We start from the raw sequence: 24387 nt of genomic DNA, 5'->3' as shown, positions 1-24387 counted from the left end.
GTCAAACACGCTCACACCCCAACTCACCCTCCCCAGTGACCCCGAGTCGGCGAAAAACTCGATTGGGCATGACGAAGGCCCGGATCCATCGGATCCGGGCCTTCGTCTTTAGTAGCGGGGACAGGATTTGAACCTGCGACCTCTGGGTTATGAGCCCAGCGAGCTACCGAGCTGCTCCACCCCGCGTCGGTAAACCAACAGTAGCACGACGCGGGGTGGAACCATTACCGCTATCCGGTGGGCGCCGGAGCCGTCACCTTCGCCTCGGCGTCGATCGCCCGCTTCAGCGCGGCCTGCAGATCGCTCTGGGCCTTTCCGTACGCCGCCCAGTCGCCGGCCTTGAGCGCCTTGTCGGCGTCGTCGACCGCCTTCTGCGCGTCCGCGAGGGCCGCCTTGACCGTCGGGTCCTGGCTGGTCGGCGGCGGGGTGGTGGTCCCGTCGCCCGGCGGAGTGGTCGGCGGCGTGGTCGCCGACTCGGCCCCGAACACCACGTTCAGCGCCTTCTCCAGCGTGTCCTCGAAGGCCGTCTGGTCCCCGTAGGTCACCAGGACCTTCTTCAGCAGCGGGTACTTGAGGCCGCCGCCGCGCACGTACACCGGCTCGACGTAGAGCATTCCCTTGTCGAGCGGGACCGTGAGCAGGTTGCCGTACTCCACCTGGGAATCGCCCCGGCTCAGGATGTTGATCTCCTGGGCGATCTCCGGCTTGGAGTTGAATCTCGCCTGGACGAGCTTCGGGCCGTCCACCGGGTTCTGGGTGGGCAGCTTCAGCAGCTGGATCTTCCCGTAGTCCGCGGTGGTGGGATCGGCGTTGACCGCCATGAAGGCGCTCAGGTTGTCCCTGCCGTTCGGCGTGAGCGTCGTGGTGAGCGAGAAGGCCTGGTTGGGGTCCTTCTGGCCCGGCATCTTCATGGAGAGGTAGTACGGCGGAACCGCCGTGCCCGCCTTGGTGGTCGGGTCGTCCGGGACCGACCAGACCTCGCTGCCGCTGAGGAAGGTCTGCGGGTCCGTGACGTGGTAGCGGGTCAGCAGCTCACGCTGCACCTTGAAGAGGTCCTGCGGGTAGCGCAGGTGCTCCATCAGGGCCGGCGAGATCTCCTTCTTGTCCTTCACCGTGCCGGGGAAGGCCTTCATCCACGTCTTGAGGACCGGGTCCTTGGCGTCCCACTGGTACAGCTTCACCGTGCCGTCGTAGGCGTCGACGGTGGCCTTCACCGAGTTGCGGATGTAGTTGACCTGGTTCTCCTGCGCGACCACCGCACGCTGGGAGTTGGTCAGCGAGTCCGCCGTGCTGTCCCCGAGCTGCGTGCGGGACGCGTAGGGGTAGCCGTTGGTCGTGGTGTAGGCGTCCACGATCCACTGGACCCGGCCGTCGATCACCGCCGGGTAGACGGCTCCGTCGATCGTCAGCCACGGGGCGACCGCCTCGACCCGCTCCTTGGGCGTGCGGTTGTAGAGGATCTTCGAACCGTCGCCGATGGCGCCGGAGTAGAGGATCTGCGGCTCGCTGAAGGCCAGGGCGTACGCGGCCCGGTTGACCGGGTTGCCCAGGCTCACCCCGCTGTCGCCCTTGTAGGTGGTCTCCTTCTCGCCCGAGTCGTTGGCGTAGTCGAGCTCCTTCTGCGGCCCGCCGACGATCGAGTACTGCTTCGTCTGCTCGCCGTAGTAGATCCGCTGCTCGTACTCCCCGAGGTCGCCCCGCGCGGGCAGGCCCGACTCGGTGAACAGCGGCTCGCCGTTCGAGGTCACCTCGGTGCCCTTGGCCGCGACCACACCGAATCCGTGGGTGTAACGGAAGTGGTCGTTGATCCAGTTGTTCTTCGGGATGCCCGCGAGGTTGATCTCACGGAGCCCGATGACCGTGTCCTGGCCCTTGTACCGGTCGACCGCCAGCGTGGCCGGGAAACCGTAGTAGCCCTTGTTCTGCTGGAGCTGCTGGAAGGCCGGGGACACGATGTTCGGGTCGAGCAGGCGGATGCTCGCCGTGGAGTTGGCCTCCTGGCGGAGCGCCTTCTTGTCCGCCTTGGGGTCCGGCAGGCCCGGGTAGTCCTTGACGGAGGCGTCGGCGACCCCGTAGGCGTCGCGCGTCGCCTTGATGTTCTTCTGGACGTACGGGGATTCCTTGGCCTGCTCGTTCGGCTGGACCTGGAACTTCTGCACGATCGCCGGGTACAGCCCGCCGATCAGGATCGCCGAGAGCACCATCAGGCCGAAGCCGATGACCGGGAGCTGCCAGGTGCGGCGCCACAGCGTCGCGAAGAACAGCACCGCGCAGATGGCCGCGATGGCGACGAGGATCGTCTTGGCCGGCAGGTACGCGTTGGCGTCGACGTAGCGCAGGCCGGTCCAGTTGTCCGCGGCCTTGAAGTCGCTGGACTTCACGGCGAGGCCGTACCGGTCGAGCCAGTACGCGACCGCCTTGAGCGTGACGAAGAGACCGAGCAGCACCGACAGGTGGCCGGTCGCCGCGGCGGTGGCCCGCGCACCCGGGCTGGTGACCCGTAGTCCCCCGTAGAGGTAGTGCACGACGGCGGCGGCGATCACCGAGAGCACGACGGCGGCGAAGCCGAAGCCGAGCAGGAAGCGGTACCAGGGCAGGTCGAAGGTGTAGAACGACACGTCCAGGTTGAACTGGGGGTCCTTCGTGCCGAAGGGCACCCCGTTCACGTACATCAGCCAGGTCTTCCACTGGCCCGCCGCCGAGGCGCCCGCGATCAGGCCGACCAGCGCGGAGATGCCGAGCAGCAGCCACTTGCGGTACGGCGCTACGGTCATCCGGTAGCGGTCGAGGCTCTGCTGCTCCATCGACATCGCGCTGAGCGGCGGCCGCAGCCGGTGGGCCAGCCAGATGTTCAGCCCGACGGCACCGGCCATGAGGAGGCCGAAGACGGCGAAGAGGCCGACCTTGGTCCACAGGGTGGTGGTGAAGACGGTGGAGTAGTTGACGGAGCGGAACCAGAGCCAGTCCGTCCAGAAGCCGGCGAACATGATGAACGCCATGGCCAGGACGGCAAGCACGCCCAAGGTCATCAGAAGAGTCCGGGCGCGCCGGGACGGGCGGCCGACTCTCATCCGTGGCCCGGAGGGGCCTCCGCCGCGGTCCGGCATCTGGAAAGCCAAGGTGCGCACCTCGAAAGTCGCTGTGTGTAAGTGATGCGATGAGTTTTCAAAGCATGGGCCCCCGATCGTAGGGCCCACTCATGGAACTTACTGAGGCTTTAGTCAGTTCCCGGTATCGGGTGGAAAGGAGGCAGGATGTTGCCCATGTCCAACCTTTCGCCGTCCCCCGGCACCCCTATGGCGGCAAGCCCGCTGACCCGTGCCGTCCTCGAAATCGACGAGTACGCCTCCACCCTCGGCTGGGACAAGCCCGCCCGGCTCTTCGCCCTGGTCGACACGGCCAAGCTCCGCAAGGAGGCGCCTGGCGTCGCCCGCCAGCTCGGCCTCGACCAGGACGACACGGGCAAGAACCAGCTCACCCCGATCGAGCAGGACGAGGTGCCGGCCGGGACCCCGCTGGACAAGTTCCTGGGAACGATCGCCTGGCCCGCCTCGATCCTCGGCTGCGCGCTGACCGTGGAGCGGCTGATGCTGCCGCCGTCGGCGGAGTCCTCCGTACCGGAGGGGCTCACCGACAAGCAGCTCGCCAAGTGGGTCGCCGGCCACCCGGAGCGCCAGGAGGTGCGGCTGACCGTGGGCGTCCTGCGCGACGGGTCGCGGGAGTCCGCCGTACGGCTGCGGGACAAGGACTCCGCGAACGAGGTGCTGACCGGCGCGACGCTGGTGCCGGGGCTCGCCGAGGCGCTGGCCGCGACCTTCCTCGACTAGGCCGGGACCGACGGGCCAACGGTCAGGGCTTGGCGCTGCACCGCGTCAGCCCGGCCGTGTCCCCCTTGCTGATCTTCTCCAGCGCCTTCACGGCGTCGTCGATGGTGGAGACCTTCACGAGCGTCAGCCCGTCGGGCACGTCGCCCGCGGCGGCGGCGCAGTTCTCGGCGGGCGTCAGGAAGTACTGGGCGCCGGCCTGGCGGGCGCCGATGGTCTTCATCTGGATGCCGCCGATCGGGCCGACCTTGCCCGCGTCGTCGATGGTTCCGGTGCCGGCGATGAACTTGCCGCCGGTCAGGTTCTCCGGGGTGAGCTTGTCGACGATGCCGAGCGCGAACATCAGGCCGGCGCTGGGGCCACCGACGTCGGCGAGCTTGATGTCGATGGTGAACGGGAAGGTGTGGTCGGTCCCGGCCCGGATGCCGACGACGGCGTGACCGTCGCCCTCCGCCTTGCCGGCGATCGTGACCTTCGTCGTGCCGGTGGGCTCGAGGTGCGCCTTCTCGGCCTCGGCCGCTTCCGCGGCGGGCACGATGGTGAACACGACCGGCTCGCCGGGCTTGTGCTTGGTGACCAGCTTGGCCACGTCCTCGGGGGCCTTGACCGGGGTCCCGTCCACGGCCTTGATGACGTCTCCGGCGTGCAGCTTGCCCTCGGAGGGGCTGTCCTTGACCACGGAGGCGACGATCACGCGGGCGGCGACCGGGATGCCGATCTGCTTGAGGGCGGCCACCTTGGCGCTCTCCTGCGACTGGCTGAACTCCTCGGCGTTCTCCTGCGTCGACTCCTGCTCCGTCTTGCCGTCCGGATACAGGTTCTCGTGCGGTACGACGATGTTGTCGCCCGAGGCCCACCCGTACACGGCCTCCAGCAGGTTCATGTCGTAATCCGCACCGGTGACGCGGACCGTCGTCATGTTCAGGTGCCCGGTGGTCGGGTACGTCTTGTGCCCCGAGATGTTCAGGACGGGCTCGCCGCGCGAGTCCCCGAGCGTGTTCACGGTGGGTCCCGGGCTCATCTCGGAGTACGGGGCCTTCATGAACACTCCCGCGCAGAGCAGCGCGAAGAGCATGAGGGTGGAGGCGAGCATCGTCGCAGTGCGGCGTGGCATGGATCGACAGTACGTGACGGCCCTGACGAGCGGCCTCCGGGGCCGGTCCGTACGGGGGCCCGGCACCGCGTCAGACGGAGTCCACGGTGTCCTTCTTGCGCTGTGCGTCCGCGTCCGCCTTCACCGCGCCCGGCCCGCTCTGGCCCATGGCCTCGCGGAACCGCGCGTAGCCCGCGAGCTCGGATATGTCGCCGGCCGTGCGGTCGCGTGCCGCCCAGCTGCCCCATATCGCCGCCCCGATCGCGGCGAACAGTGGAATCAGCAACCACGCCAAAGACGCCATGGGCGTGTCTCCCTACCCCGAAGTACATGTTGTTGGTGGCTTCAACGCTGCTGCCCGGGAGGGGGTTACGCAAATCGAGGGCGTGTTGCGCGTCCGAACGGGGCAATGCGCGGACCCCGGCCGCCGGCTCAGCAGGCGCCGACCCACTCCTCAGTGCCGCAGGCCTGCCCGCCGACCCTGGGTCAGCAGGCGCCGACCCACTCCTCCGTGCCGTCCGCGAAGGTCTGGTGCTTCCAGATCGGGACCTCGTGCTTGAGGTCGTCGATCAGCATGCGGGCGGCCTCGAAGGCCTCGCCGCGGTGTGGGCAGGAGACGGCGACGATCACCGCGAGGTCGCCGACGGCCAGGTCGCCGATGCGGTGGACGGCGGCGAGGGCGCGGACGGGGTACTTCTCCACGACGCGTTCGGCGACGCGGCGCATCTCCGCCTCGGCCGAGGGGTGGCAGGAGTAGCCGAGCTGGTCGACGTCCGCCCCGCTGTCGTGGTTGCGCACCGTGCCGACGAAGAGCGTCGTGCCGCCCGACGCGTCGTCGCCGACGGCCCGGAAGACCTCGTCGATCGAGAGCGGGGTCTCACGGATTTCGAGCAGCCGGATCGGGTCCGGAGCGGCGTGCTCGCCGGGGTGGTCGAAGTGCGGTGCCATACCTTCCATCGTGCCCTAGCCGCCGACCCGGCGGAATAGCAGTTTCACCAGGGCCCCACCGGCCCCCTTGGGAGCCTCCTACAGAAACCGGCGAAACCCAGCCCCTCCGGCGTTTGAGGAGCGGGGGTCCGGGGCGGCGCCCCCGGGAACGGCGCCGCACCGGGGGCCGCGCCCCGACCCCGCCCGGGTCAGATGCCCCGGCGCCGGCGCGCGGCGCGGATCGCCGCGGCGGCGCCGAGCAGCGCGACCGTGGCTCCCGCCGCCCCCGCGGCCGTCGCGTCCTTGCGTCCCAGTCGGCGCCCCGCCACGGTGTGCCGGCCCGCGACCTCCTGGAGGAGCTCCGCCAGCACCTCCTCGTTGCTCCAGCGCGGCCGCCACCCCGCCGCGTGCAGCCGGCTGACGCTGACCACCCACGGGTGCATCGTGTACGCGAGGTCCCCCGCCGGTGAGGGGGTGAGGCCGATGCGGTGCAGTCTGGCCGCCGCGCCCAGGGCCACGGCCGACGGGAGCTCCATGCGGCGGATCCCGCTCAGCTCCTCGACCTCCTCCTGTTCGAGCCAGCCCTCGCAGCCGACCGCCAGCTCTCCTTCGACCTTCTCCAGGGCCGCGTACTCCAGCGCGCTGACCAGGTCCTCGACGTGGCAGAACTGCCAGGTCGGGCGGGAGCCCGCCACCACCAGCAGGCGCGGGGACTCGAAGTAGCGGGTCAGCGCGGTGTCCGTACCGCCGACCAGGACCGCCGGGCGGACCACGGTGACGTTCAGGCCGGGGTGCGCGCGCGGCGCCCGGCGGCCCAGTCGCTCGATCTCCAGCAGGTCGCCGACTCCGGTCGCCTCGGCGGTGGCGCGCAGCTCGGCGTCCTCGGAGAGCGGGATGTCGTTGTCCGGCAGGGCCCCGTAGACCATGGCCGAGGTGCAGAGCACGGCCCGGTGCACTCCGGCCGCCGCGGCGGCGGTGAGCACGGTCTGGGTCCCCCGCACGTTGTACGCCGTACGGGCCGCCGGGTCCGTCTCCAGGTCGAGGTCGAGGGCCAGGTGCACCACGACGTCCGCGCCGCGCAGCTTCTCCGCGATCGCGGGGTCCCGTACGTCCAGGAGGTGCCACTGCGCGTCGGTGCAGTCCCCGCGCCGCTCGTCGATCGCGACGACCTGCTTGACCTCCTCGGACGCGGCCAGCCTGGTCACCAGGGCCGCCCCGACTCCCGAGGCGGCGCCGGTCACGGCGATCACGGGGCCTCGGCGCGCGGAACCGCCCGGGTTTCGCGTCCGGCGAACGCCCTGGGCGTCCTCGCCGTGCTCAGGGCGGTTTTCCGGGCCCTGCTCGTCCAAAGCGTGCGGATCTGGGGAACTCACCAGGCGTCTCCAGCGGTTGTCTTCAGTAGGGACGCGCCGTGGCGCGCACCCACCAGTCGATGTCCATCCTGCCGCAGCCCAGGAGTCGGCGGAGCACCGAGCCCGGAAGCGGGTCTGGTGTCTACGCTGGGTGGTGTTGTCGACCCATTGCCCGCCGGCTCCCGCCGGCGGCCCTACGAGCCGAGGAAACCCGTGAGCGACACCCCATTCGGATTCGGCCTTCCGCCCGAGGAGCCAGACAACGGCGACGAGGGCAAGAAGAAGGGCAATCAGGGCGGTCAGGGCGGTCAGGGCGGCCCGATTCCGTTCGGGTTCGGCACGGGCCTGCCCGGTGGCTCCGGTGGCCCGGGCGACGCCGACAACCCCTTCGCCGCGATGTTCGGTTCCATGAACCCGAACGACCTCGGCGCCGCCTTCCAGCAGCTCGGCCAGATGCTGAGCTACGAGGGCGGTCCGGTCAACTGGGACATGGCCAAGGACATCGCCCGCCAGACCGTGGCCCAGGGCACCTCGGACGGGGTCAAGGACGCCAGCGTGGGCATCGCCGAGAAGTCGGCGGTCGAGGAGGCCGTGCGCCTCGCCGACCACTGGCTCGACGACGTCACCTCGCTGCCGTCGGGCGCCGCCACGGCCGTGGCGTGGAGCCGCGCCGAATGGGTCGAGGCGACCCTGCCGGTGTGGAAGGAGCTCGTCGACCCGGTCGCCGAGCGCGTCGGCGCGGCCATGGGCAGCGTCCTGCCCGAGGAGATGCAGGCCATGGCGGGCCCGCTGCTCGGCATGATGCGCTCCATGGGCGGGGCCATGTTCGGCCAGCAGATCGGCCAGGCCGTGGGCACCCTCGCGGGCGAGGTCGTGGGCTCCACCGACGTCGGCCTGCCGCTGGGCCCGGCCGGCAAGGCCGCCCTGCTGCCGCTGAACATCGAGAGCTTCGGCAAGGACCTGGGCGTCTCCTCCGACGAGGTGCGGCTGTACCTGGCGCTGCGCGAGGCCGCCCACGCGCGGCTCTTCGCGCACGTGCCGTGGCTGCGCTCGCACCTCTTCGGCGCGGTCGAGGGGTACGCGCGGGGCATCAAGGTCGACACCTCGAAGCTGGAGGACGTGGTCGGCCAGCTCGACCCGTCGAACCCGGAGCAGCTTCAGGAAGCCCTCCAGGGCGGCATGTTCCAGCCGCAGGACACCCCCGAGCAGAAGGCCGCGCTGGCCCGTCTGGAGACGGCGCTCGCGCTGGTCGAGGGCTGGGTGGACGCGGTCGTCCACGAGGCGGCCAAGCCCCGGCTGACCTCGGCCGATGCCATGCGCGAGACCATGCGCCGGCGGCGCGCCTCGGGCGGCCCGGCGGAGCAGACCTTCGCGACGCTGATCGGGCTGGAGCTGCGGCCGCGCCGGCTGCGCGACGCCTCCCGGCTGTGGGCCTCGCTCACCGACGCGCGTGGCGTGGACGGTCGCGACGGGCTGTGGGAGCACCCGGACATGCTGCCGACCGCTTCCGACCTGGACGACCCGGACGGGTTCGTGCACCGCGAGCAGCTGGACTTCTCCGAGATCGACAAGATGCTCGGCGAGGCCGCCCAGAAGCACGAGCGGGACGACAGCCAGAACGAGAACGAGTCCGACGAGAACGGCGACGACAAGAAGTGAGCCTGCACGAAGACGCGGTCCTCGTACTCAAGGGGTACGAGGGCCAGCCCGAGCTGCGCGACGTCTACCTGGAGCACCTCGCGGCCCATCCGGACGGGGTCTACAAGCCCTGCGAGGCGGGCCACGTCACCGGCAGCGCGCTGGTGATCGACCCGGAGCGCGAGCGCGTCCTGCTGACCCTGCACAAGAAGCTCGGCATGTGGCTCCAGATGGGCGGGCACTGCGAGCCGGATGACGCCACCCTCGCCGAGGCTGCCCTGCGAGAGGCCCGTGAGGAGTCCGGCATCACCGCCGGGCTGACCCTGGTGCCCGGTGGCCCGGTGCGCCTGGACCGGCACCCGATCCCGGCTCCGTGCAACTGGCACCTGGACGTGCAGTACGCGGTGCTGGCGCCCGCCGGCGCCCTCGAAGCGATCAGCGACGAGTCGCTGGACCTGCGCTGGTTCCCGTACGCCGAGGTGGCGGAGGTGGCCGACACCTCGGTGGTGCGGCTGCTGGAGGCGACCCTGGCTCGGCTCTGAGCCCGCGGGAACAGGAGTAAGGGGCGACCCCGCCGATGCGGGGCCCCCCCCTTTTCCGTCCGTACCCGGATCAGTTCCAGGCGTTGTTCTGGTTCTGCGCGTGGGCGCCGTGCTGGCCCATGCCGAACTGCGCGGCCGCGCCCTGCCCGATCTGGGCGTTCTGCGGCGGGAGCGCCTCGCTGGGCTGGACCAGGGCGAAACCGGTGCCGAGGAAGCTCAGCTCCCAGCCCTCGCCCGTGTTGCCGCGCCGCCGCCAGACGCCGGTGGAGTGCGTCTGGGCCTGCATCTGCACGCGCAGCGAGGTGGACCAGGCGACGATGGCGTCCGCGTCGGCGTTGACGTACTTGTCGGGCGTGACCTGCATCATCAGCGGCTGCCCGGAGGTCATCAGCGCGACCTTGCCGCGGCCGGTGATGTTGAGCTGGTACTTGCCGGAGCCGGAGATCCCGTACTGGCTGTCCACCGCGATGGTCTCGGTGTGCAGGGTGGAGTCCAGGGCCAGCACGTAGCTGCTGTCGACCGTGAGGCCTTCCTGGTCCACGTCGACGACGTGGACGTACTGCGCCAGGTTGGCCAGGTAGACCGTGCCCTGTCCGGAGCAGCGCATCAGGTCGAGGCCCTCACCGGTGCGGGCGCGGGCATTGCGCTGGGTGGTGCTCTGGTACTCGCCGTCGAAGTCGATGATCCCCTGGTAGGCGACCATCGCGCCCTTGCGGGCGAGCACGTCGTCGGAGCCGCTCAGCGAGACCCGCAGCAGCTGCGGGTTCTGGACGGCGTACCGCTCCTGGGACTGCGCCTCGGCGTGGGCGAAAAGTGAGCTCTGCATGGTGTGTCTTCTCCCCCTCAGCCCCGGGCCCGGAGCCGGTCGGTGCTGTCCTCGCTGGGCTGTACGACGACGATGCCCTGGCCGGAGAAGGCCATCTGGTAGGCCTCCCCGCTGCCCCGGCCGATCATCGACGAGGCCTTGAAGCTGCGCTTGCCCTTGACCTTGAGGTTCGGGGACCAGGCGACGAGCGCGTCGGGGTCGACGTACGTCTCGTCCTCGCCGCGGCCGCAGTCGACCACCATCGGCGTGCCGCGCGAGGTGATCGCGACCCAGCCGGTGCCGGCGACCGACACGTTGAACAGGCCCTGTCCGGCGAACTTGGCCAGGCCCTTGACCCGCTCGACGCCCCACTGGAGGTGGGCGTCGAAGGCGAGCAGGTTGGTGCCGTTGACGGAGAGCGAGTCGTTGTTGAGGTTGATCACGACGACGTCCGCGCCGTAGTCGGCGAGGTAGAGCAGGCCGTCGCCCGTGCACTTCATCAGCGGGGCGCCCTCGCCGGTGATCCACTGCGAGGCCATCTGGCGGACGGCCGGCGGGTTGGGCTCGTACTGCACGAAGCCCTCGTAGGCGACCATCGATCCGGTGCGCGCGAAGAGGTCCTGGCCGCTCTGCATGGCGACCTTGAGCATCGCGCGGCCGTGGTTCTCCATACGGGCCGTGACGGGGGTCGGGGCGTAGCCCGCGAGCTGCTGGTTCATAGCGTTCATGGCATTCATGTGGGGCTCCCTCAGACCTCGTACGGCTGGACGACGATGAAGTTGCCGGGGGCGCCGCGGAACTGGAGGTTCACGGTCTCCCCGCTGTGGCCGGGGTAGGCGTTTCGGCGCAGCCGGACCTGGCTGGAGATGATCACCTGGGCGGCCGAGGACCACGCGACTATGGCGTTGCTGTCCGCGAAGGTGGTCGGGGTGACGGGCAGGACGACGGGCACGCCGTGCGTCTTGACGATCACCGTGCCGGTGCCCTGGAACTGCATCGTGAACAGCGCGCCGCCCGGGATGCCGTGGCCCTCGATGCGGCGGATCTCGTGCTGGAGCGACTCGTCGAAGGCGAGGACGTTCTCGGCGGAGACGCAGATGCCGTCGCCCTGGAGCTCGATGGCGTGCAGGTGGGCGCCGTTCTCCGCGAGGAAGACCTGGCCGCGGCCGGTGCAGCGCATCAGCTGCATCTCCTGGCCGGTGGCGTTGCCGACGACGCGGCCGGCGAAGCCCGCGCCCTTGTAGCTGAAGTCGACCTTGCCCTGGTAGAGCACCATGCTGCCCTGGCGGGCGAGGACGGCCTGGCCGCCCATGGCCAGGTCGACGCGCATGAGCTGCTGGTTCTGCGGGGTCCAGCGGACTCCGGTGGGGGCTTCCTTGTACGGCTGGAGGGCGGCGGCGAGTCCGGCGCCGGCGGCGGGCACCGCCTGGGCGGGCTGGCCGTAGCCCTGGGGCTGCTGCCCGAAGGCGGGCTGCTGCTGGCCGGGGACCTGGCCGTACGAGGGCTGCGGCTGCTGCCCGTACGGCACGGGGGCCGGGGCGGGCGGCGGAACCTGCCCGTAGGGCGCGGGGGCGGGCGGGGCCAGGGGGGCACCGGTCGGTGCGGCCATGGTGGGGGCCGCGTGGACGGGCTGCTGGTAGGGCGCCGGGGCGGGGGCCTGGGCGGGCGCCGGAGCCTGGGGCGGCGCACCGAAGGAGGGCGCCGGGGCCGGGGGCTGCGCCTGGACGGGAGCACCGAAGGACGGTGCGGGGGCGCTGCCCTGCGGCGGCGGTGCGAAGCCGGGGGCACCGGCCGGGGCCTGCGCCTGCGGCGCGGGCTGCTCCTCCTCGGCGACCTCGCCGCCGAAGTTCTGGAGCAGCGCGGCGAGACCTCCGTCGAAGCCCTGGCCGACGGCGGCGAAGCGCCACACGTCCTTGAGGTAGAAGTCGCCGATCATCAGCGCGCGCTCGGTGCTGAACTCCGAGCCCGAGAAGGAGTACCGGACGACCTCCTCGCCACCCGCCACGATGCGGATGTAGCCGGGTCCGACCTGCGACATCTGCCCGGCGCCGTCGATCGAGGCGGCGAAGGAGAGCTTGTGGATGTTGGCCGGAATGCGGTCCAGGGTCACCCGGAAGGATTCCGTGTCGCCGGCCTGCGCGCCGAGCTGCTGGATGGACTCCTCCGGCGACTTCGGCTGGTTGAAGAAGACGAAGTAGCGGTCGTCCGAAAGCTGTTCGTTGACGTCGAGGCCGAAGCAGCTGATGTCGATGGCGAGCCCGGGCCCGGCGATCTGGACACCCACGTAGAGGTCCGTGCCCGCCGTCAGATCACTGATTTTGGCCTTGTGACCGCGTTGGAATTCCCTGGCCATACGTAAGACCGTCCCCCATCCCGACTGTGAATGCGTGCCGCTCAGGCTAACGCCAACCTCGGACATCCGGCCAAGTCGGTACCGACCCGGTACATATCACGAGGTATGACATCCCGGACAAATAGCGGGTAAATGCGGATCATTCCTCGCGAGCGGCCGGAACCTTCGGAAGGCGTTCGGCGGCGACGACCCCTTCGAGGTACCCGCGCGCCCGCTCGGTGCGCGGGTACGCCTCCAGCAGTTCCCAGAAACGGGGACCGTGGCCGGGCACGAGGAGGTGCGCCAGCTCGTGCAGCAGCACGTAGTCGACGACGTACTCCGGCATCGCCTGGATGCGGTGCGAGAGCCGGATGCTGCCTTCGGCCGGGGTGCAGGAGCCCCAGCGGGTGTTCTGGTTGGTGACCCAGCGGACCGTGCGGGGGCGGGCGCGGCCGCCGAAGTACTGCTCGGACAGACGGCCGGCCCGCTCGGCGAGTTCCGCGTCCCCGAGGGTGCGCTTGCTCTCCTGGGCCGCCAGCTTGTCGAGCATGACGCCCACCCAGCGCTGCTCCTCGGCCTCGGACATCCGGGCAGGGATGAGGACGACCGTACGGTCACCCTCGCGGTAGGCGGACACGGTCCTTCGGCGGCGCGCGCTCCGGCGGACTTCGACGGCGCTCTGCGGTGGATCGGCTGACACGCCATGACGGTACCCGCTCGCCACGGCGGAAGTCCCGCCCCTCCCGGGGTCGAACACGAACCGATGCGCAGTCGGCGGCACGGGCGGGCCGGGGGCGGAGCACGGGCAGCCCAAAGAACCCCATCCATTCATTTCATATACCTAATACCCCCCACCTGTGGACAAAGTTGCGCAGGCTTTTCTCAGGCCGGGCAATCTTGCGGAAAGCGACGCGGCCCCAGGGAATGCGGCGCGCGAATCGAACCGTGAATCGAGGGAGGACCGCGATGTATCCGAAGGTGAAGCCGGCGCTGGCACGGGCATGGCGGGATCTGCAGACGGTGCAATTCGGGGTGACGCCCGCCCACGCGGTGGTGCTCGGCCCGGTGGACACGGCGACGGGCTCGCTCCTCGACCTGATCGACGGGACGCGGGGCATGGAGCTGCTCCGGACGGAGGGCAAGGGGATGGGGCTTCCGGACGGCCGGGTCGACGAGGTGGTGCGCAGGCTGGCGGCGGCCGGGCTGCTCGACGACGCCACGGCGGGCGGCCCCCGCGCCCAGGCGGTGCGGGACCGCCCGGAGACCCTGGAGCGGCTCGGCCCGGACCTGGGGTCGCTGTCCTTGGTCCACCCCCGGCCGGGCGGGGACTTACAGGGGGTCGCCGCCCGCCGGGTGATACGGGTTCAGGTGCGCGGGAGCGGCCGGGTGGGCGCGGTGATCGCCTCGGTCCTGGCCGGAGCGGGCATCGGCCGGGTCGAGGTGCTCGACGGGGGTCGGACCCAGCCCGCGGACGTGGCGCCGGGCGGTCTGGGCCCCGGCAGCGTGGGACGGCTGCGCGCCGAGGCCGCGCGGACGGCGGTCCGCGACGCGGCGCCCGGACGCGGACCGCGTGCCGGGGAGAGCGAGGGGCCCGAGCCGGGGCTGGCCCTGGTGGTGGTCGCGCCCCGGGACGGGCTGCAGTCCTGGGCCCCCGATCCGCAGACGGCGTCCGACTGGATCACCACCGGCACCCCTCACCTCTACGCGGGGGTGCTGGAGGGCACCGGGCTGGTGGGCCCGCTGGTCCTCCCCGGAGCCACGGCGTGCGCGGGCTGCATGGAGCGCGAGCGGATCGACCGGGATCCGGCCTGGCCGCGCATGCTGGTCCAGTGGCGCTCCGCCCACCGCCGCCGCACCGCCGCCGCCTGCGACCTCGGCCTCTCGACCGCCGTGGCCGGCCTGGCCGCGGCCCACGCCCTGTCCTTCCTCGACGGCGAACTCCCCGCCTCCACGGCCACCCGCTGGGAGGCCTCCCTCCCGGCCCTCCACTGGGAGTCCACCCCGGTACATCCGCATCCGGACTGCCCGTGCGAGGCGTCGCGGGTCCCGGTGGCTCAGGGGGTGGGGGCGTGAGGGGGCTGCTGGGGAGGCTCGGCGAGCTGCTCCTCAAGAAGTTGGCAGAACACTTCGATCCGGGGCTCGGCCGACGGGACCACGGGGACGAGGCTGCGGAGAGCGACGGCGAACTCGCGTACCTGTCCAGGTGGCGGAGCGGCGTCCAGAAACTCCGCGAGGTACCGCTCGGCCTGCTCCCAGCGCAGCCACAGGCAGTGGACGAGCAGGAGGTCGCCCACCTCGGAGGCAGAACGTTCGCCGGCAGCAGGAGAGTTCAGCAGTTCCACCGCACGCGTCAGGTGGTGATCGCGGTCCGGGTGCTGAAGCGCGGTCATGACGACAGCCGACTCGTAGTGCGTCCACCCGTCGTCGGGGTCGAGCTCGCTGGCGCGAGCGAGGTCTGCGGACGCCGCGTCGTAGTGGCCGAGCAGGCGGTGAGTCGCACCGCGTGCGGTGAGCGTGGAGGCGTCACCGGGTCGGAGCTCGACCGCACGACTGTAGTCGGTCAGGGCTTGCTCGTACGTGCCCAGCATGATGCGGCAATCGCCCCTCCGCCTGAAGACCCAGCTGTCGTCGGGGGTGAGCGCGTGAACCTGGTCGAAGTCGGTGCACGCCCGGTCGAAGCGGCCGAGCCCGATCCACGCCGTCGCGCGCAGGTAGAAGGCCCACGGAGCGTTCGGATCGTGCGCGATGGCGTGCCCGCAGTCGGCCAGGGCCTCGTCGTACCGTCTCAACGACAAGGCGGTGTCGGCACGACCGGTGAAGGCCCACCCGTAGCCCGGGTCGAGTTCGATGGCCCGGGTGTAGTCGACCAGTGCTTCCTCGTACCGCCCAACCGCCCGGCAGGTGTCGGCCCTCCCGGCTACCGTCGATGCGTCGTCAGGACTCAATTCGACGGCCCTCGTGAAGTCGGCCAAGGCCTCTTCGTACCGTCCCAGATCGCGGAGGGTGTGAGCGCGGCCGAAATAGGCCCAGCCGTAGTCCGGGGAGAGCTCGATGGCACTCCTGAAATCATCGAGCGCCTCCTCATGACGCCCCATCGCCTCGAAGGTGTCGGCCCGGCGGACCAAGGTCAGGGTCTCGTGCGCAGGTTGGGCCGCGAGGGCACGTGCGAAGTCGGCCAGGGCTTCCTCGTATCGGGCCATCGCGTGATACGTGGCGCCGCGCTCGGCGAGCGCCCACTGATCGTCCGGGACGGTCTCCACCGCGCGGTTCAAGTCGGCCAGGGATTCCTCGTACCTGTCAGCCCAGCGGTACAGCATCCCGCGGTCGATCAGGCTGGAAGCGTGGCCGGGATCGACTTCTATGACCCGGGTGTAGTCCGCGATCGCCTCGTCGTCGCTCGATGTGAGCAGATGGGTCAGTGCCCGGCCGAGGTGGGCACGCACCGCCCCGGGGTCCAGAGCAAGGGCCTGGGTGTAGTCGGCCACGGCCTGCACGTAGTCCTCGGCGACGCGGTGGTCCCGGCCTCGCAGGATCAGGGTGGTGGCACGCCCCTCGTGGTCGAGTCCGGCCCGGGTCAGGAGCAGGGTCAGCGCCGCGGTGCCCGGGGCGGGCTGGTCGAGGGCCGCGCGGAGGTCTTCGGACCAGCGGGTCAGAGCCGGGGAGTCGGTGTCGCGGGCCGCCGCGGTCAGGGTCGCGGTCCAGCGGTGGAGGGTGGTGATGCCGTGGTCGTAGGCGTCGACCAGGTCGCGGAGGAGGGGCGGGAGAGCCGTGCGGGGGTCGGCGCAGAGGCGGTGGTAGGCCTCCTGGAGGCGGTGGCCGCGCCAGGTTTCGTCCGACCACCACCCCTCGGACGGGGCCGGCGCCTCCTCCAACCGCTCGCGGCGCAGCCGGAAGGCGTCGGCCAGCCGGGTGTGGAGCTGCTCCCACCGGATCGGGGACTGCCTGCGCTGCAGGCGCAGCATCGCGCCGCGGACCACCTCGTGGTAGCGGCAGTGGCCGGACCGGTCGGTGACGAAGGGCATCGACCGGAGCCAGCCGAAGAGTTCGGCCGCCTCCTCCTCGACGGCCGCCCGGTAGACGTCCTCGTCCAGCTCCTGCGGGAACGCGCAGGCCAGGGCCGCGGCCCTGCCGGCGGGGTCGGGGACCCACTTGAGGAACCGCTCGACGGCGGTGCCGCTGGGGTCCCCGATCTCCTCCAGCTCCTCCAGGCTGCCCGGCTGCGTCTCGGCCAGGGTGGAGACCAGGACGGGGAGGCGGCCCGACAGGCGCAGGATCACTTCGACGACCCGCTCGTCGGTGATTCCCTTTCCGGTGAGGAGGAGGCGCGCCTCGGGCTCGGTGAAGACCTCCAGCGGCCAGTCGGTGACCAGGTCGTGCCAGTCCTGCCAGGTGCGGGCGGCCAGCTTCGACTGTCCGGCCAGGGTGACCAGCACGTTCGCGGGGAACTCCCCGTAGCGCTCGCTGCCCAGGACATCGCGGAGCCAGGTGTCCAGCATGGGCCCGGTGCGCTCGTAGGTGTCGAAGAACAGCACGATCCAGGGGTGTTTGCGTGCCACCTCCGCGAGCTCCTCGAGGAACACCGGGGTCAGCGCGTCCAGCGGGGAGAGGACCAGTTCGACATCTCCGTGGTTGCGCAGGCGGGTGCTGAGGAGGGCCTTGACCCGGTCCGCGGCGATGGCCACCTGGTTCGGGTCGACGGCGCCCGTGAGCGCGCCGGCTCCCGGGATCATGCCGAGCCCGACGAGGCCGAGTTGCGAGGCGATCACGCTGGAAGGGGACGGAGGCGGGGCGGTCGTGATCGCCGCGTCGGGCCCGGTGGTGGCCGTGAGGAGTCCGGCGTCGGCCTCGTGCCGGCGCTGGCGGTAGGTGGCCAGCAGCTTGTCGAAGGCCTTCATGGCCAGGCCGCGCTGGGCGAACTGGGCGCTGACGGCCTCCATCGTCTCGATGACGTCCGCGACCGACTCGTCCACGTACGCGGTGACCGCCCCGGCCTCGCGGGCGATGGAATCCAGGTGCCGTACGAGGGTCGATTTGCCGACGCCCCCCGGGCCACGGACATGGAAGAGGAACTGCGCCGCTTCCTCCGGGGGCTGTCTGAGGGCCTCCCGGAAGGCGCTGACCTCGCCCTGTCTGCCGATGAAGCCGACGGAACGGCGTCGCCGGATCAGTTCCTGCCTCGAAGGCCCCCGCCCCGCCATCCCCCTGCCCCTCCCCCGACGCGCACACGACGAGTACACCGTGCGTCGTCCGTCCATGCTGGCCCACGCAGGACGGCGGCGTCTGCCGACCCGGTGGATTCCCACTGGGTGCCGGGCTGGAGCGCAGGGCACTCGGACGGGGCGGGCGCAGGGGGTCATGACAGGATGCCTTTGGCCGGGAAGGCCTTCGGGGGACTCCCCCGGACCGTCGCTTGCGGCTCAGCTGTCTGGGAAATGGAGGGGCGCATGTCTGATCTTCCCCGGAAGGCGGTCACCCGTACCGTCAAGCTGGCCGCGCTGCCGCTCGGCATAGCGGGCCGGGCCACCTGGGGGCTCGGCAAGCGGATCGGCGGCAAGTCGGCGGAGATAGTGGCGCGCGAGCTCCAGCAGCGCACCGCCGAGCAGCTGTTCCGCGTACTGGGAGAGCTGAAGGGCGGCGCCATGAAATTCGGCCAGGCGCTCTCGGTCTTCGAGTCCGCGCTGCCCGAGGAGGTCGCCGGGCCCTACCGGGCCGCGCTGACGAAGCTCCAGGAGGCGGCCCCGCCGCTGCCCGCGGCCACCGTGCACCAGGTGCTGGCGGAGCGGCTCGGCGCGGACTGGCGGAAGCTGTTCGAGGAGTTCGAGGACAAGCCCGCGGCGGCGGCCTCGATCGGGCAGGTGCACCGGGCGGTGTGGCACGACGGCCGCCAGGTGGCTGTCAAGGTCCAGTACCCGGGGGCCGGCGAGGCCCTGCTGTCGGACCTGAAGCAGCTGAGCCGGTTCGCGGGGCTGCTCGGGCCGCTGATCCCGGGCATGGACATCAAGCCCTTGATCAAGGAGCTGCGCGACCGGGTTTCGGAGGAGCTGGACTACGAGCTGGAGGCCGAGGCCCAGCGGACGCACGCGGACGCCTTCGACGGCGACGAGCACGTGGTCGTGCCGGACGTGGTGCACCAGGGCGACCAGGTTCTGGTGACCGACTGGATCGAGGGGACTCCGCTGTCGGAGGTGATAGCCGACGGCACCCCGGAGGAGCGCGACCGCGCCGGACAGCTGCTGGCCCGGTTCCTCTTCTCCGGCCCCGCGCGCACCGGGCTGCTGCACGCCGATCCGCACCCGGGGAACTTCCGGCTGATCGCCGGGGCGGACGGCCGGACGCGGCTGGGCGTACTGGACTTCGGGACGGTCGACCGGTTGCCGGGCGGCTGGCCCAAGCCCATCGGCCGCTCGCTGCGGATGGCGCTGGACGGTGACGCCGAGGGGGTCTACGGGCACCTGCGCGGGGAGGGGTTCGTGCGCGACTCCATCGAGCTGGAGGCCGACGCGGTGCTCGACTACCTGAGGCCGATGCTCGAACCGGCCGAGGCCGAGGAGTTCACCTTCACCCGGACCTGGCTGCGCGGCCAGGCCGCGCGGATCGCCGATCCCCGCTCCCCCGCGCACCAGTTGGGCCGGCAGATCAATCTGCCGCCCTCCTACCTGCTGATCCACCGGGTGACGCTGAGCACCATCGGGGTGCTGTGTCAGCTCGGTGCCACGGTCAGGCTCCGCGAGGAACTGGACTCCTGGCTGCCGGGGTTCCTGCCCGAAGAGGGCTGAGCCGGGACGCGGCGGGCACGCACGGGCGCCGGCGGGCGGTCACGGCGGGCGCTCACCACCAGGCGGAGTCGAGGCGGCCTTCGATGGCGCGGAGGTTCGCACGCGCGCAGTCGACGCAGAAGTACTGTCTGGTCCCGTTCTCCACGGAGCACGTCCACGTGGGCGGGGGGCCGGCCGGGGACTGGGCGCCGCAGCGCGCGCAGACGACGGGCGGGGCCTCGGTTCCCGGCGGGGCCGGGTGGGGAGTCGGCTGGTCCACCTGCAGACGATATCCCCGCGCGCCCGGGGAGAGGTCCGCAACGCACCGGGGGACCGGCCCCTTCGGGCCGGTCCCCCGGTGGTTTCCTACGAGCTGTCTCCAGCTCTCAGTCAGTGCATGACGGCCATGGCCAGCGCGCGCCGGGCGCGCAGCGAGACGCGCTCGGCCCGACGCTGCATGCGCCGCGCGGCGACCAGGCGCAGGGCCAGACGCTCGCCGTCGGCCTCACGCATGCGGTCGTCCATATGGGCACGAGCCAGGGCTTCTGGGATGAGTTGCATTTCGCGGGTCCTGTTCTGACGCGAGGTGTTCGCGCCGGCGGTGATGAAGTCTGCGGTGGCGGCGCCGTGCGGCTGCTCGCTCGTGGTGGCGTGGGGGGACATGAGGGCCTGCTTCAGGGGGTCGTGCGTGAGGGGGCGGTCGATGGTTCCGTTGGCGGTCATGCCGCAACAACCGGGTTCTTGCGCGGACGGCCACGGGGACGCTTCCGGGCGACGACGACACCCTGGACGAAGAGCTCGCCTCCCCAGACACCCCAGGGCTCGCGGCGCTCCAGCGCACCGGCGAGGCAGGCCTCGACCAGCGGGCAGGTGCCGCAGAGGGACTTCGCGTACTCGACGTCGGCCGGGGACTCGGCGAAGAAGACCTCGGGGTCGTAGGTGCGACAGGCGACGGGCACGCCGAGGTTCTCGATGGCGTCGTCGAGCGCGGTCAGCGCGGTGAGGGGAGTCAAGGTGGAGTCCTCCGGGACTACTGCGGGCGGGGAGAGGGTCTGGGTCTTCGGTACGGACGGGGCGTGCGCTTCGAGTTGCACGGTGGTTTCTTCCTCGTCTTGTTCGTCTAGTCGTTCCGGCCGGTCGGCCGGGGGCGGCTGGGGTACCTCGCCCCTTCGGTCCGTCGTCCCCTGTTCGGGGACAAACAGAAGGGCCGCGGATCCCGGGTGGGGTTCCGCGGCCCTGAAGGCGCCGGCCTGATCGTCAGATCAGGCTGGATCACTCCAGGGTTCGAGCCCGCGGTAGGCCCACATCAGGTGGTGCTGCTTCTTCGTCTGCTTCTGCGTCTGGGATCCGGCACCGGCTGCGGCCGCAAAGGCATAGGCGCCATGCGCCTGGGCTTCTGCTGCCAGTACTGCCACCGGTGCCTTGGTCCGTCGCTCATTGCGCTCACTGACCGGCAGCGCGCTGGGCGCGGCGGGCAGAACGGGGCTGTCAGCGCAAATGGCGGACAGACCGGTACCCGTGAGGGCAAGAAGCGTGGAGGAGCCGAGCGTGCAGGAAGCGGCGACCGAGCGATCGGTCATTTTGGTGGTGGTGATGAAGCTGGTCACTGGTCTCGCCTCCTCTCGGCGTCTCGGGGACTTCGGCCCGGAGGCCTGGTCCCATGCGTATTCGGATAAGTACAGCACGGATCAGGGGCTTCGGAGAAGCCACCGTTTCCGTTGCTAAGAACCTATGGGGCTTCGCTGGGCATGTGCAAACTATTTTTCCGACGAGTTTCGAGATGTCGTCCGTGTCGGGGTCGCTACGTCCGCCACGCTCGTGTTTGTGCAGGTCGGGACCGCGTCAGACGCAGGCGGGTGCATGCGTCCGTGAGACGCCTGTGAGACAGCGATGCCCCCGCCCTGGGACCGGGCGGGGGCATCGCTGTACGTCTGGGGTCAAGGTGATCCAGCCCCGCACACGTCACGCCTTCGGAGTCACGGGTTCCACGGGCCACTGCGCCGAGGGGCCTCGCTGGAGCTTGGAGACCAGTTCTGCCCTATCGGCGGGGATCACGCGGACAGACGCTTCGACAGGTTGCCCCGTCCGGGCGGAGAACCCGACCGTGGTCATTTCCCAGACAGGCATCTCCATGGCGACCTGGAGCAGGCTGGCCTCTTCCTTGGCCGGCATGCGAATCCGTGTGGTCTCTTCCCACTCGAGGGGGCCATGGCCGGCTTCCTCGATTCGGTCCAGGTAACCCCCCGGCCCTGTGCTGATCTCTCCTGCCTGGGGCGCCTCCCGGAGGGCGTCAGGGTGGATCCAGGCATCGGCGATCTGGAAGGGGGGCTCCCCTGCAGGGCTGGTAACCCGGCGCCTGCGCATCACCTCCAGGCCAGCCTCCAGGCCGAGCCGCTCAGCGACGCCGGAGGGAATCGGCGCAAGCATGCGCTTGGGCTGACCGTGAACCTCCCACGGTTCATCCGGCCGGCTCGCCGCCGGGAAGACGTATCCGCGGAGCGGGTCACGCATGACGGTGGTCGACCGAGCGATGCGCCGCCGGCCCACCGACCTGTCCTGAACGATCGTCCCGCTGCGCTTGACGACTCGAACGAGCCCGTCGCGGGCGAGCACCTCAACTGCAGTCCGGACAGTCTGCCGAGAGTGCTCATAGTGGGCCACAAGCTGGTCAGTCGTAGGCAGCGTGTCCCCCGCAGCCCATTCGCCCGCTTCGATGCGACGCCGCAGGTCAGCGGCAATTTTCTCGTATGGCTTCATGGCTCTCCTTTGGCATCTTTGGATTTAGTTCTAGAACTGCTTGCTTTGGAGGGGTGGCGGGCGTACCTTCAAGTCATCCACTGGGGAGCAGTTCTAGGACTGACTCTAGTGGAAGGCAAACGAAAAGCCCTGGCGGGGTGATCGCGGTGCTCTAACACCGCGCCCGCCAGGGCCTCGCATCCAAGAGTTGAGGTCTCAGATGCACGTTGAGCTTATCCCGCATGCCCAGAGGCAGCCCGTAGAGCGCCTCCGGCCGCTCAGGGTCAAGGACGTGGCCGTCGCACTCGGTGTCGACGTCTCCACGGTCTACCTCGCCGTCCGGACGGGCCTGCTCGGCTCGTACCGCGTCGGCGCCGGCCGCGGCACCATTCGCATCCCCCGCTCCGCTCTCAAGGCCTACGCCGACGAGCGCGGCATCCCGACGAGCGAGCTGGCGGTGGCGCTGTGAACGCCGCCACCAAGGCCATAGCGCCGGCCCGGCTGCGCCTGGTCGCCGAGCAGGTGCCCGCCAGCCACAAGACGTTCGACTACATCTTCGAGGCCGACCTGGCGGCGCTGGTCGCCGAGTACGACGTCCGGGTCGTCACCTCCGAGATCACCGACCCCGGCTTCTTCGGAATGGTCGTTGTGGCGAACAACGGCCGGATCATCCTGACGCTCTCCCCGAACCTGGGTGACTTCGAGCTCGACTTCTTCCCGCGCTACCTGCTCTGCGCCGCCCTCGGCCTGCCGATGGGGTCGCTGCCGGAGCCGTTCAAGACCGAGGTCCACGCGGCGCTCCCGGCGGTGGCAGCGTGAGCGCCCCGCGCACGGTGACCGTGGAGACCCTCGACCACGGGCCGGTCGCCCTCGAGGAGCCCTCGTGGTGCGTCATCGCGCACCCGGCCGGCAACCACAGGTCCGGCATCCGCCACGACGGAGTCGAGCACGCTGCCTCGGTGGACGTCGCTGGCCGCGGGCGGGTCGAGTTCCTGAAGGCGAACCTGTCGCAGTTCCCGTTTGCCGAGCACGGCAGCAGGGACGTAACGGTCGTCGTGGAGATCGACGGGGAGCACGCCGAGTTCAGCCCGGCCGGCATCGGCGACCTGGCCGCCGCGATCACCGCGCACGCCCTGTACGGCCTGCTCCCCCTCCGGGACCGCCTGCAGGCCTTGCGGGAATCCGAGTGACCTCGCACTGGCCGATCCGCCGGCCGACGGAGAACGCCGCGCTGCGTTCCCTCCGCCGGTCGGCCCGGCCCCTCCCCGAGATTCCGGCCCTGATGGCCGCCCTGATCATCGCCAACCGTGCCGCTGACCGGCACGGCGCCAACCTGGCCGCCCACCGCGTGGTGCGCGTAGCCGAAGGAGTCTCCGATGAAGTTCGTTGAAGAGATCCGGCACCGCCTGGTCGACCGGACCATCGACGGCACCACGAACCAGGTGTCCGAGCCGTACAGCGTGCGGATGCCGAAGCTGCCCCGCGACAAGGACACGATCGCCCTTGTCGGCGTCTCCGGTCTGGTCCTGGCGCTCACGCTCGTGGCGATCGTCTGGTCGACGGTGAGCATCGGGCAGCTGCTCGGCGGCGGGGTCGGCTACGCGGCCGGCGCGGTCTTCGACATCGCATGGCTGTCGGTGCTGGTGCTGGAGTACCTGGCCCGCTTCGACCCCAAGAAACAGGAGCTCCCGCGCAAGGTAGGCCTCGGCCTGGTCCTCGTGGCCGCCGCCGCGATCTTCCTGCATGGCATGGAGATCGGCAGCTGGGAGATGGCCGCAGTCGGCGCCGCAGTGTCGCTGGTGTCGAAGGCTCTGTGGTGGGCGGTGTTCAAGCACGTCGACAAGGAACTGTCACCAGCCGACTCCCAGTGGGTCGCCGCGGAGATGAGCAAGGCGAACGCCAAGCTCGCCATCGCCAGCGCACGCCGGCAGGCCGCGAAGGCGGAAGTTCACGCACGGTTGGAGCTCCTGGCCGCCGAGCGGGACCTGAACGAACTGGCAGGGCTTGATCACTTTCGCGGCAGCGGGAATGTGATCACGGCCGAACAGGTCCGCGAACACGAGGAGCCTTCCCGGCTCCGGGAACCCGCGTTGAACAGGGCGAACACGGTTCGCGAACCGTCCGAACCTGAGGCGAACCTCTCGCACCTGGCCCGCATCGAACTGACCGCCGGAGCCTCCAAGCAGGAAGCCGTCGAGGCGATCCTCGCCAAGGTCCCGGACGCCAAGCAGGCGTCCGTCGAGGCGACTGTGCGGCGGGAGCGGAGCAAGCTCGACCGCGCCGCGTACCGGTGAGCGCGCTGCTCGCCCGCTGGAGGTGCCGTCACTGCGACACCTGGAACGGGCTCCGCAACCCCCGCCGCTGCCTCTGCTGCAACACACCC

At 70.6% G+C, this 24387-nt stretch carries 25 protein-coding genes and 1 tRNA gene; 10 read left to right on the top strand and 16 right to left on the bottom strand.

What is annotated here, in order from left to right:
• Window positions 1–112 precede the first annotated feature (112 nt).
• Window positions 113–186, bottom strand: a tRNA-Met gene (locus tag OG435_RS29955).
• A gap of 44 nt (window positions 187–230) precedes the next feature.
• Entirely contained in the window at window positions 231–3107 is a 2877-nt protein-coding gene (locus OG435_RS29950) for a UPF0182 family protein (protein ID WP_266882200.1), read from the bottom strand.
• A gap of 147 nt (window positions 3108–3254) precedes the next feature.
• Between OG435_RS29950 and OG435_RS29945 the strand changes: the two genes are divergently transcribed.
• Complete coding sequence (locus OG435_RS29945) at window positions 3255–3827, top strand: PPA1309 family protein (protein ID WP_266881044.1); 573 nt, start codon at window positions 3255–3257, stop codon at window positions 3825–3827.
• Window positions 3828–3849: 22 nt separating this feature from the next.
• On the opposite strand, the gene OG435_RS29940 is transcribed toward OG435_RS29945, so the two are convergent.
• The 4 genes from OG435_RS29940 to OG435_RS29925 form a co-directional block, all read right to left on the bottom strand.
• The gene (locus tag OG435_RS29940; protein ID WP_266881043.1) at window positions 3850–4938 is read right to left on the bottom strand and encodes a YlbL family protein; all 1089 of its coding nucleotides are present in this window, start codon (window positions 4936–4938) and stop codon (window positions 3850–3852) included.
• Window positions 4939–5008: 70 nt separating this feature from the next.
• The gene (locus OG435_RS29935; RefSeq protein WP_266881042.1) at window positions 5009–5221 is read right to left on the bottom strand and encodes a hypothetical protein; all 213 of its coding nucleotides are present in this window, start codon (window positions 5219–5221) and stop codon (window positions 5009–5011) included.
• Window positions 5222–5403: 182 nt separating this feature from the next.
• Complete coding sequence (locus OG435_RS29930; RefSeq protein WP_266881041.1) at window positions 5404–5865, bottom strand: molybdenum cofactor biosynthesis protein MoaE; 462 nt, start codon at window positions 5863–5865, stop codon at window positions 5404–5406.
• A gap of 188 nt (window positions 5866–6053) precedes the next feature.
• The gene (locus OG435_RS29925; protein WP_430625713.1) at window positions 6054–7217 is read right to left on the bottom strand and encodes an SDR family oxidoreductase; all 1164 of its coding nucleotides are present in this window, start codon (window positions 7215–7217) and stop codon (window positions 6054–6056) included.
• 192 nt (window positions 7218–7409) lie between these two features.
• Here OG435_RS29925 and OG435_RS29920 point away from each other — a divergent pair, with 192 nt between their 5' ends.
• Window positions 7410–8855, top strand: a complete 1446-nt coding sequence (locus tag OG435_RS29920) for a zinc-dependent metalloprotease (RefSeq protein WP_266881040.1) — start codon at window positions 7410–7412, stop codon at window positions 8853–8855.
• Window positions 8852–9376, top strand: a complete 525-nt coding sequence (locus OG435_RS29915) for an NUDIX hydrolase (protein ID WP_266881039.1) — start codon at window positions 8852–8854, stop codon at window positions 9374–9376. Before OG435_RS29920 ends, OG435_RS29915 begins: the two co-directional genes overlap by 4 nt.
• A gap of 70 nt (window positions 9377–9446) precedes the next feature.
• Here OG435_RS29915 and OG435_RS29910 read toward each other — a convergent pair whose 3' ends face one another.
• From OG435_RS29910 to OG435_RS29895, 4 genes are all read right to left on the bottom strand, one after another.
• Window positions 9447–10202 carry an AIM24 family protein gene (locus tag OG435_RS29910; protein ID WP_266881038.1) on the bottom strand — a complete coding sequence of 252 codons (756 nt, stop codon included), beginning with the start codon at window positions 10200–10202 and terminating at the stop codon, window positions 9447–9449.
• A gap of 17 nt (window positions 10203–10219) precedes the next feature.
• A complete protein-coding gene (locus tag OG435_RS29905) occupies window positions 10220–10900 on the bottom strand; it encodes an AIM24 family protein (RefSeq protein WP_266882196.1) in 681 nt (226 codons plus the stop codon).
• A gap of 29 nt (window positions 10901–10929) precedes the next feature.
• Window positions 10930–12534, bottom strand: a complete 1605-nt coding sequence (locus tag OG435_RS29900; protein ID WP_266881037.1) for a TerD family protein — start codon at window positions 12532–12534, stop codon at window positions 10930–10932.
• Between the two features lie 139 nt (window positions 12535–12673).
• A complete protein-coding gene (locus tag OG435_RS29895) occupies window positions 12674–13213 on the bottom strand; it encodes a M48 metallopeptidase family protein (protein WP_266881036.1) in 540 nt (179 codons plus the stop codon).
• 266 nt (window positions 13214–13479) lie between these two features.
• Here OG435_RS29895 and OG435_RS29890 point away from each other — a divergent pair, with 266 nt between their 5' ends.
• Window positions 13480–14586, top strand: coding sequence for a ThiF family adenylyltransferase (locus tag OG435_RS29890; RefSeq protein WP_266881035.1), 1107 nt, complete (start codon window positions 13480–13482; stop codon window positions 14584–14586).
• Here OG435_RS29890 and OG435_RS29885 read toward each other — a convergent pair.
• Window positions 14568–17711, bottom strand: coding sequence for a tetratricopeptide repeat protein (locus tag OG435_RS29885; protein WP_266881034.1), 3144 nt, complete (start codon window positions 17709–17711; stop codon window positions 14568–14570). The genes OG435_RS29890 and OG435_RS29885 overlap by 19 nt on opposite strands.
• A 246-nt stretch (window positions 17712–17957) precedes the next feature.
• On the opposite strand from OG435_RS29885, the gene OG435_RS29880 reads away from it, so the two are divergent.
• Window positions 17958–19289: an ABC1 kinase family protein gene (locus tag OG435_RS29880; RefSeq protein WP_266881033.1), complete on the top strand. Its 1332-nt coding sequence runs from the start codon at window positions 17958–17960 to the stop codon at window positions 19287–19289.
• Window positions 19290–19341: 52 nt separating this feature from the next.
• Here OG435_RS29880 and OG435_RS29875 read toward each other — a convergent pair whose 3' ends face one another.
• The 5 genes from OG435_RS29875 to OG435_RS29855 all read right to left on the bottom strand — a co-directional run bounded on the left by OG435_RS29875 (window position 19342) and on the right by OG435_RS29855 (window position 22025).
• Complete coding sequence (locus tag OG435_RS29875; RefSeq protein ID WP_266881032.1) at window positions 19342–19548, bottom strand: hypothetical protein; 207 nt, start codon at window positions 19546–19548, stop codon at window positions 19342–19344.
• Window positions 19549–19658: 110 nt separating this feature from the next.
• Window positions 19659–19991, bottom strand: a complete 333-nt coding sequence (locus OG435_RS29870; protein WP_266881031.1) for a hypothetical protein — start codon at window positions 19989–19991, stop codon at window positions 19659–19661.
• Window positions 19988–20362, bottom strand: a complete 375-nt coding sequence (locus tag OG435_RS29865; RefSeq protein WP_266881030.1) for a WhiB family transcriptional regulator — start codon at window positions 20360–20362, stop codon at window positions 19988–19990. Before OG435_RS29865 ends, OG435_RS29870 begins: the two co-directional genes overlap by 4 nt.
• A gap of 168 nt (window positions 20363–20530) precedes the next feature.
• Window positions 20531–20875 (bottom strand): hypothetical protein, encoded by a 345-nt coding sequence (locus OG435_RS29860; protein WP_266881029.1) that lies wholly within the window; start codon window positions 20873–20875, stop codon window positions 20531–20533.
• Between the two features lie 355 nt (window positions 20876–21230).
• Window positions 21231–22025 (bottom strand): GntR family transcriptional regulator, encoded by a 795-nt coding sequence (locus OG435_RS29855; protein ID WP_266881028.1) that lies wholly within the window; start codon window positions 22023–22025, stop codon window positions 21231–21233.
• Between the two features lie 199 nt (window positions 22026–22224).
• Here OG435_RS29855 and OG435_RS29850 point away from each other — a divergent pair, with 199 nt between their 5' ends.
• The 5 genes from OG435_RS29850 to OG435_RS29830 are packed head-to-tail and all read left to right on the top strand — an operon-like array spanning window position 22225 to window position 24298.
• Window positions 22225–22473, top strand: coding sequence for a helix-turn-helix domain-containing protein (locus tag OG435_RS29850; RefSeq protein ID WP_266881027.1), 249 nt, complete (start codon window positions 22225–22227; stop codon window positions 22471–22473).
• A complete protein-coding gene (locus OG435_RS29845; RefSeq protein WP_266881026.1) occupies window positions 22470–22823 on the top strand; it encodes a hypothetical protein in 354 nt (117 codons plus the stop codon). Before OG435_RS29850 ends, OG435_RS29845 begins: the two co-directional genes overlap by 4 nt.
• The gene (locus OG435_RS29840; protein ID WP_266881025.1) at window positions 22820–23194 is read left to right on the top strand and encodes a DUF6907 domain-containing protein; all 375 of its coding nucleotides are present in this window, start codon (window positions 22820–22822) and stop codon (window positions 23192–23194) included. The genes OG435_RS29845 and OG435_RS29840 overlap by 4 nt, the downstream gene beginning before the upstream one ends.
• Complete coding sequence (locus tag OG435_RS29835) at window positions 23191–23394, top strand: hypothetical protein (RefSeq protein WP_266881024.1); 204 nt, start codon at window positions 23191–23193, stop codon at window positions 23392–23394. Before OG435_RS29840 ends, OG435_RS29835 begins: the two co-directional genes overlap by 4 nt.
• Window positions 23381–24298, top strand: coding sequence for a hypothetical protein (locus OG435_RS29830; protein ID WP_266881023.1), 918 nt, complete (start codon window positions 23381–23383; stop codon window positions 24296–24298). Before OG435_RS29835 ends, OG435_RS29830 begins: the two co-directional genes overlap by 14 nt.
• Window positions 24299–24387 lie beyond the last annotated feature (89 nt).

Origin of the sequence: Streptomyces sp. NBC_01264 (assembly GCF_026340675.1) — a bacterium.
Classification (GTDB): Bacteria; Actinomycetota; Actinomycetes; order Streptomycetales; family Streptomycetaceae; genus Streptomyces.
Note: the sequence above shows the minus strand (reverse complement) of the source record. Positions and strands in the feature narration are given on the sequence as shown.

Excerpts from the sequence above, each read along its gene's own strand:
- OG435_RS29950 (WP_266882200.1), bottom strand. The coding sequence starts at position 3,107 with ATGCCGGACCGCGGCGGAGGCCCCTCCGGGCCACGGATGAGAGTCGGC.
- OG435_RS29885 (WP_266881034.1), bottom strand. The coding sequence starts at position 17,711 with ATGGCGGGGCGGGGGCCTTCGAGGCAGGAACTGATCCGGCGACGCCGT.
- OG435_RS29850 (WP_266881027.1), top strand. The coding sequence starts at position 22,225 with ATGCACGTTGAGCTTATCCCGCATGCCCAGAGGCAGCCCGTAGAGCGC.
- OG435_RS29880 (WP_266881033.1), top strand. The coding sequence starts at position 17,958 with ATGTCTGATCTTCCCCGGAAGGCGGTCACCCGTACCGTCAAGCTGGCC.
- OG435_RS29930 (WP_266881041.1), bottom strand. The coding sequence starts at position 5,865 with ATGGCACCGCACTTCGACCACCCCGGCGAGCACGCCGCTCCGGACCCG.
- OG435_RS29935 (WP_266881042.1), bottom strand. The coding sequence starts at position 5,221 with ATGGCGTCTTTGGCGTGGTTGCTGATTCCACTGTTCGCCGCGATCGGG.
- OG435_RS29890 (WP_266881035.1), top strand. The coding sequence starts at position 13,480 with ATGTATCCGAAGGTGAAGCCGGCGCTGGCACGGGCATGGCGGGATCTG.
- OG435_RS29910 (WP_266881038.1), bottom strand. The coding sequence starts at position 10,202 with ATGCAGAGCTCACTTTTCGCCCACGCCGAGGCGCAGTCCCAGGAGCGG.
- OG435_RS29870 (WP_266881031.1), bottom strand. The coding sequence starts at position 19,991 with ATGACCGCCAACGGAACCATCGACCGCCCCCTCACGCACGACCCCCTG.
- OG435_RS29940 (WP_266881043.1), bottom strand. The coding sequence starts at position 4,938 with ATGCCACGCCGCACTGCGACGATGCTCGCCTCCACCCTCATGCTCTTC.
- OG435_RS29945 (WP_266881044.1), top strand. The coding sequence starts at position 3,255 with ATGTTGCCCATGTCCAACCTTTCGCCGTCCCCCGGCACCCCTATGGCG.
- OG435_RS29905 (WP_266882196.1), bottom strand. The coding sequence starts at position 10,900 with ATGAACCAGCAGCTCGCGGGCTACGCCCCGACCCCCGTCACGGCCCGT.
- OG435_RS29900 (WP_266881037.1), bottom strand. The coding sequence starts at position 12,534 with ATGGCCAGGGAATTCCAACGCGGTCACAAGGCCAAAATCAGTGATCTG.
- OG435_RS29855 (WP_266881028.1), bottom strand. The coding sequence starts at position 22,025 with ATGAAGCCATACGAGAAAATTGCCGCTGACCTGCGGCGTCGCATCGAA.
- OG435_RS29830 (WP_266881023.1), top strand. The coding sequence starts at position 23,381 with ATGAAGTTCGTTGAAGAGATCCGGCACCGCCTGGTCGACCGGACCATC.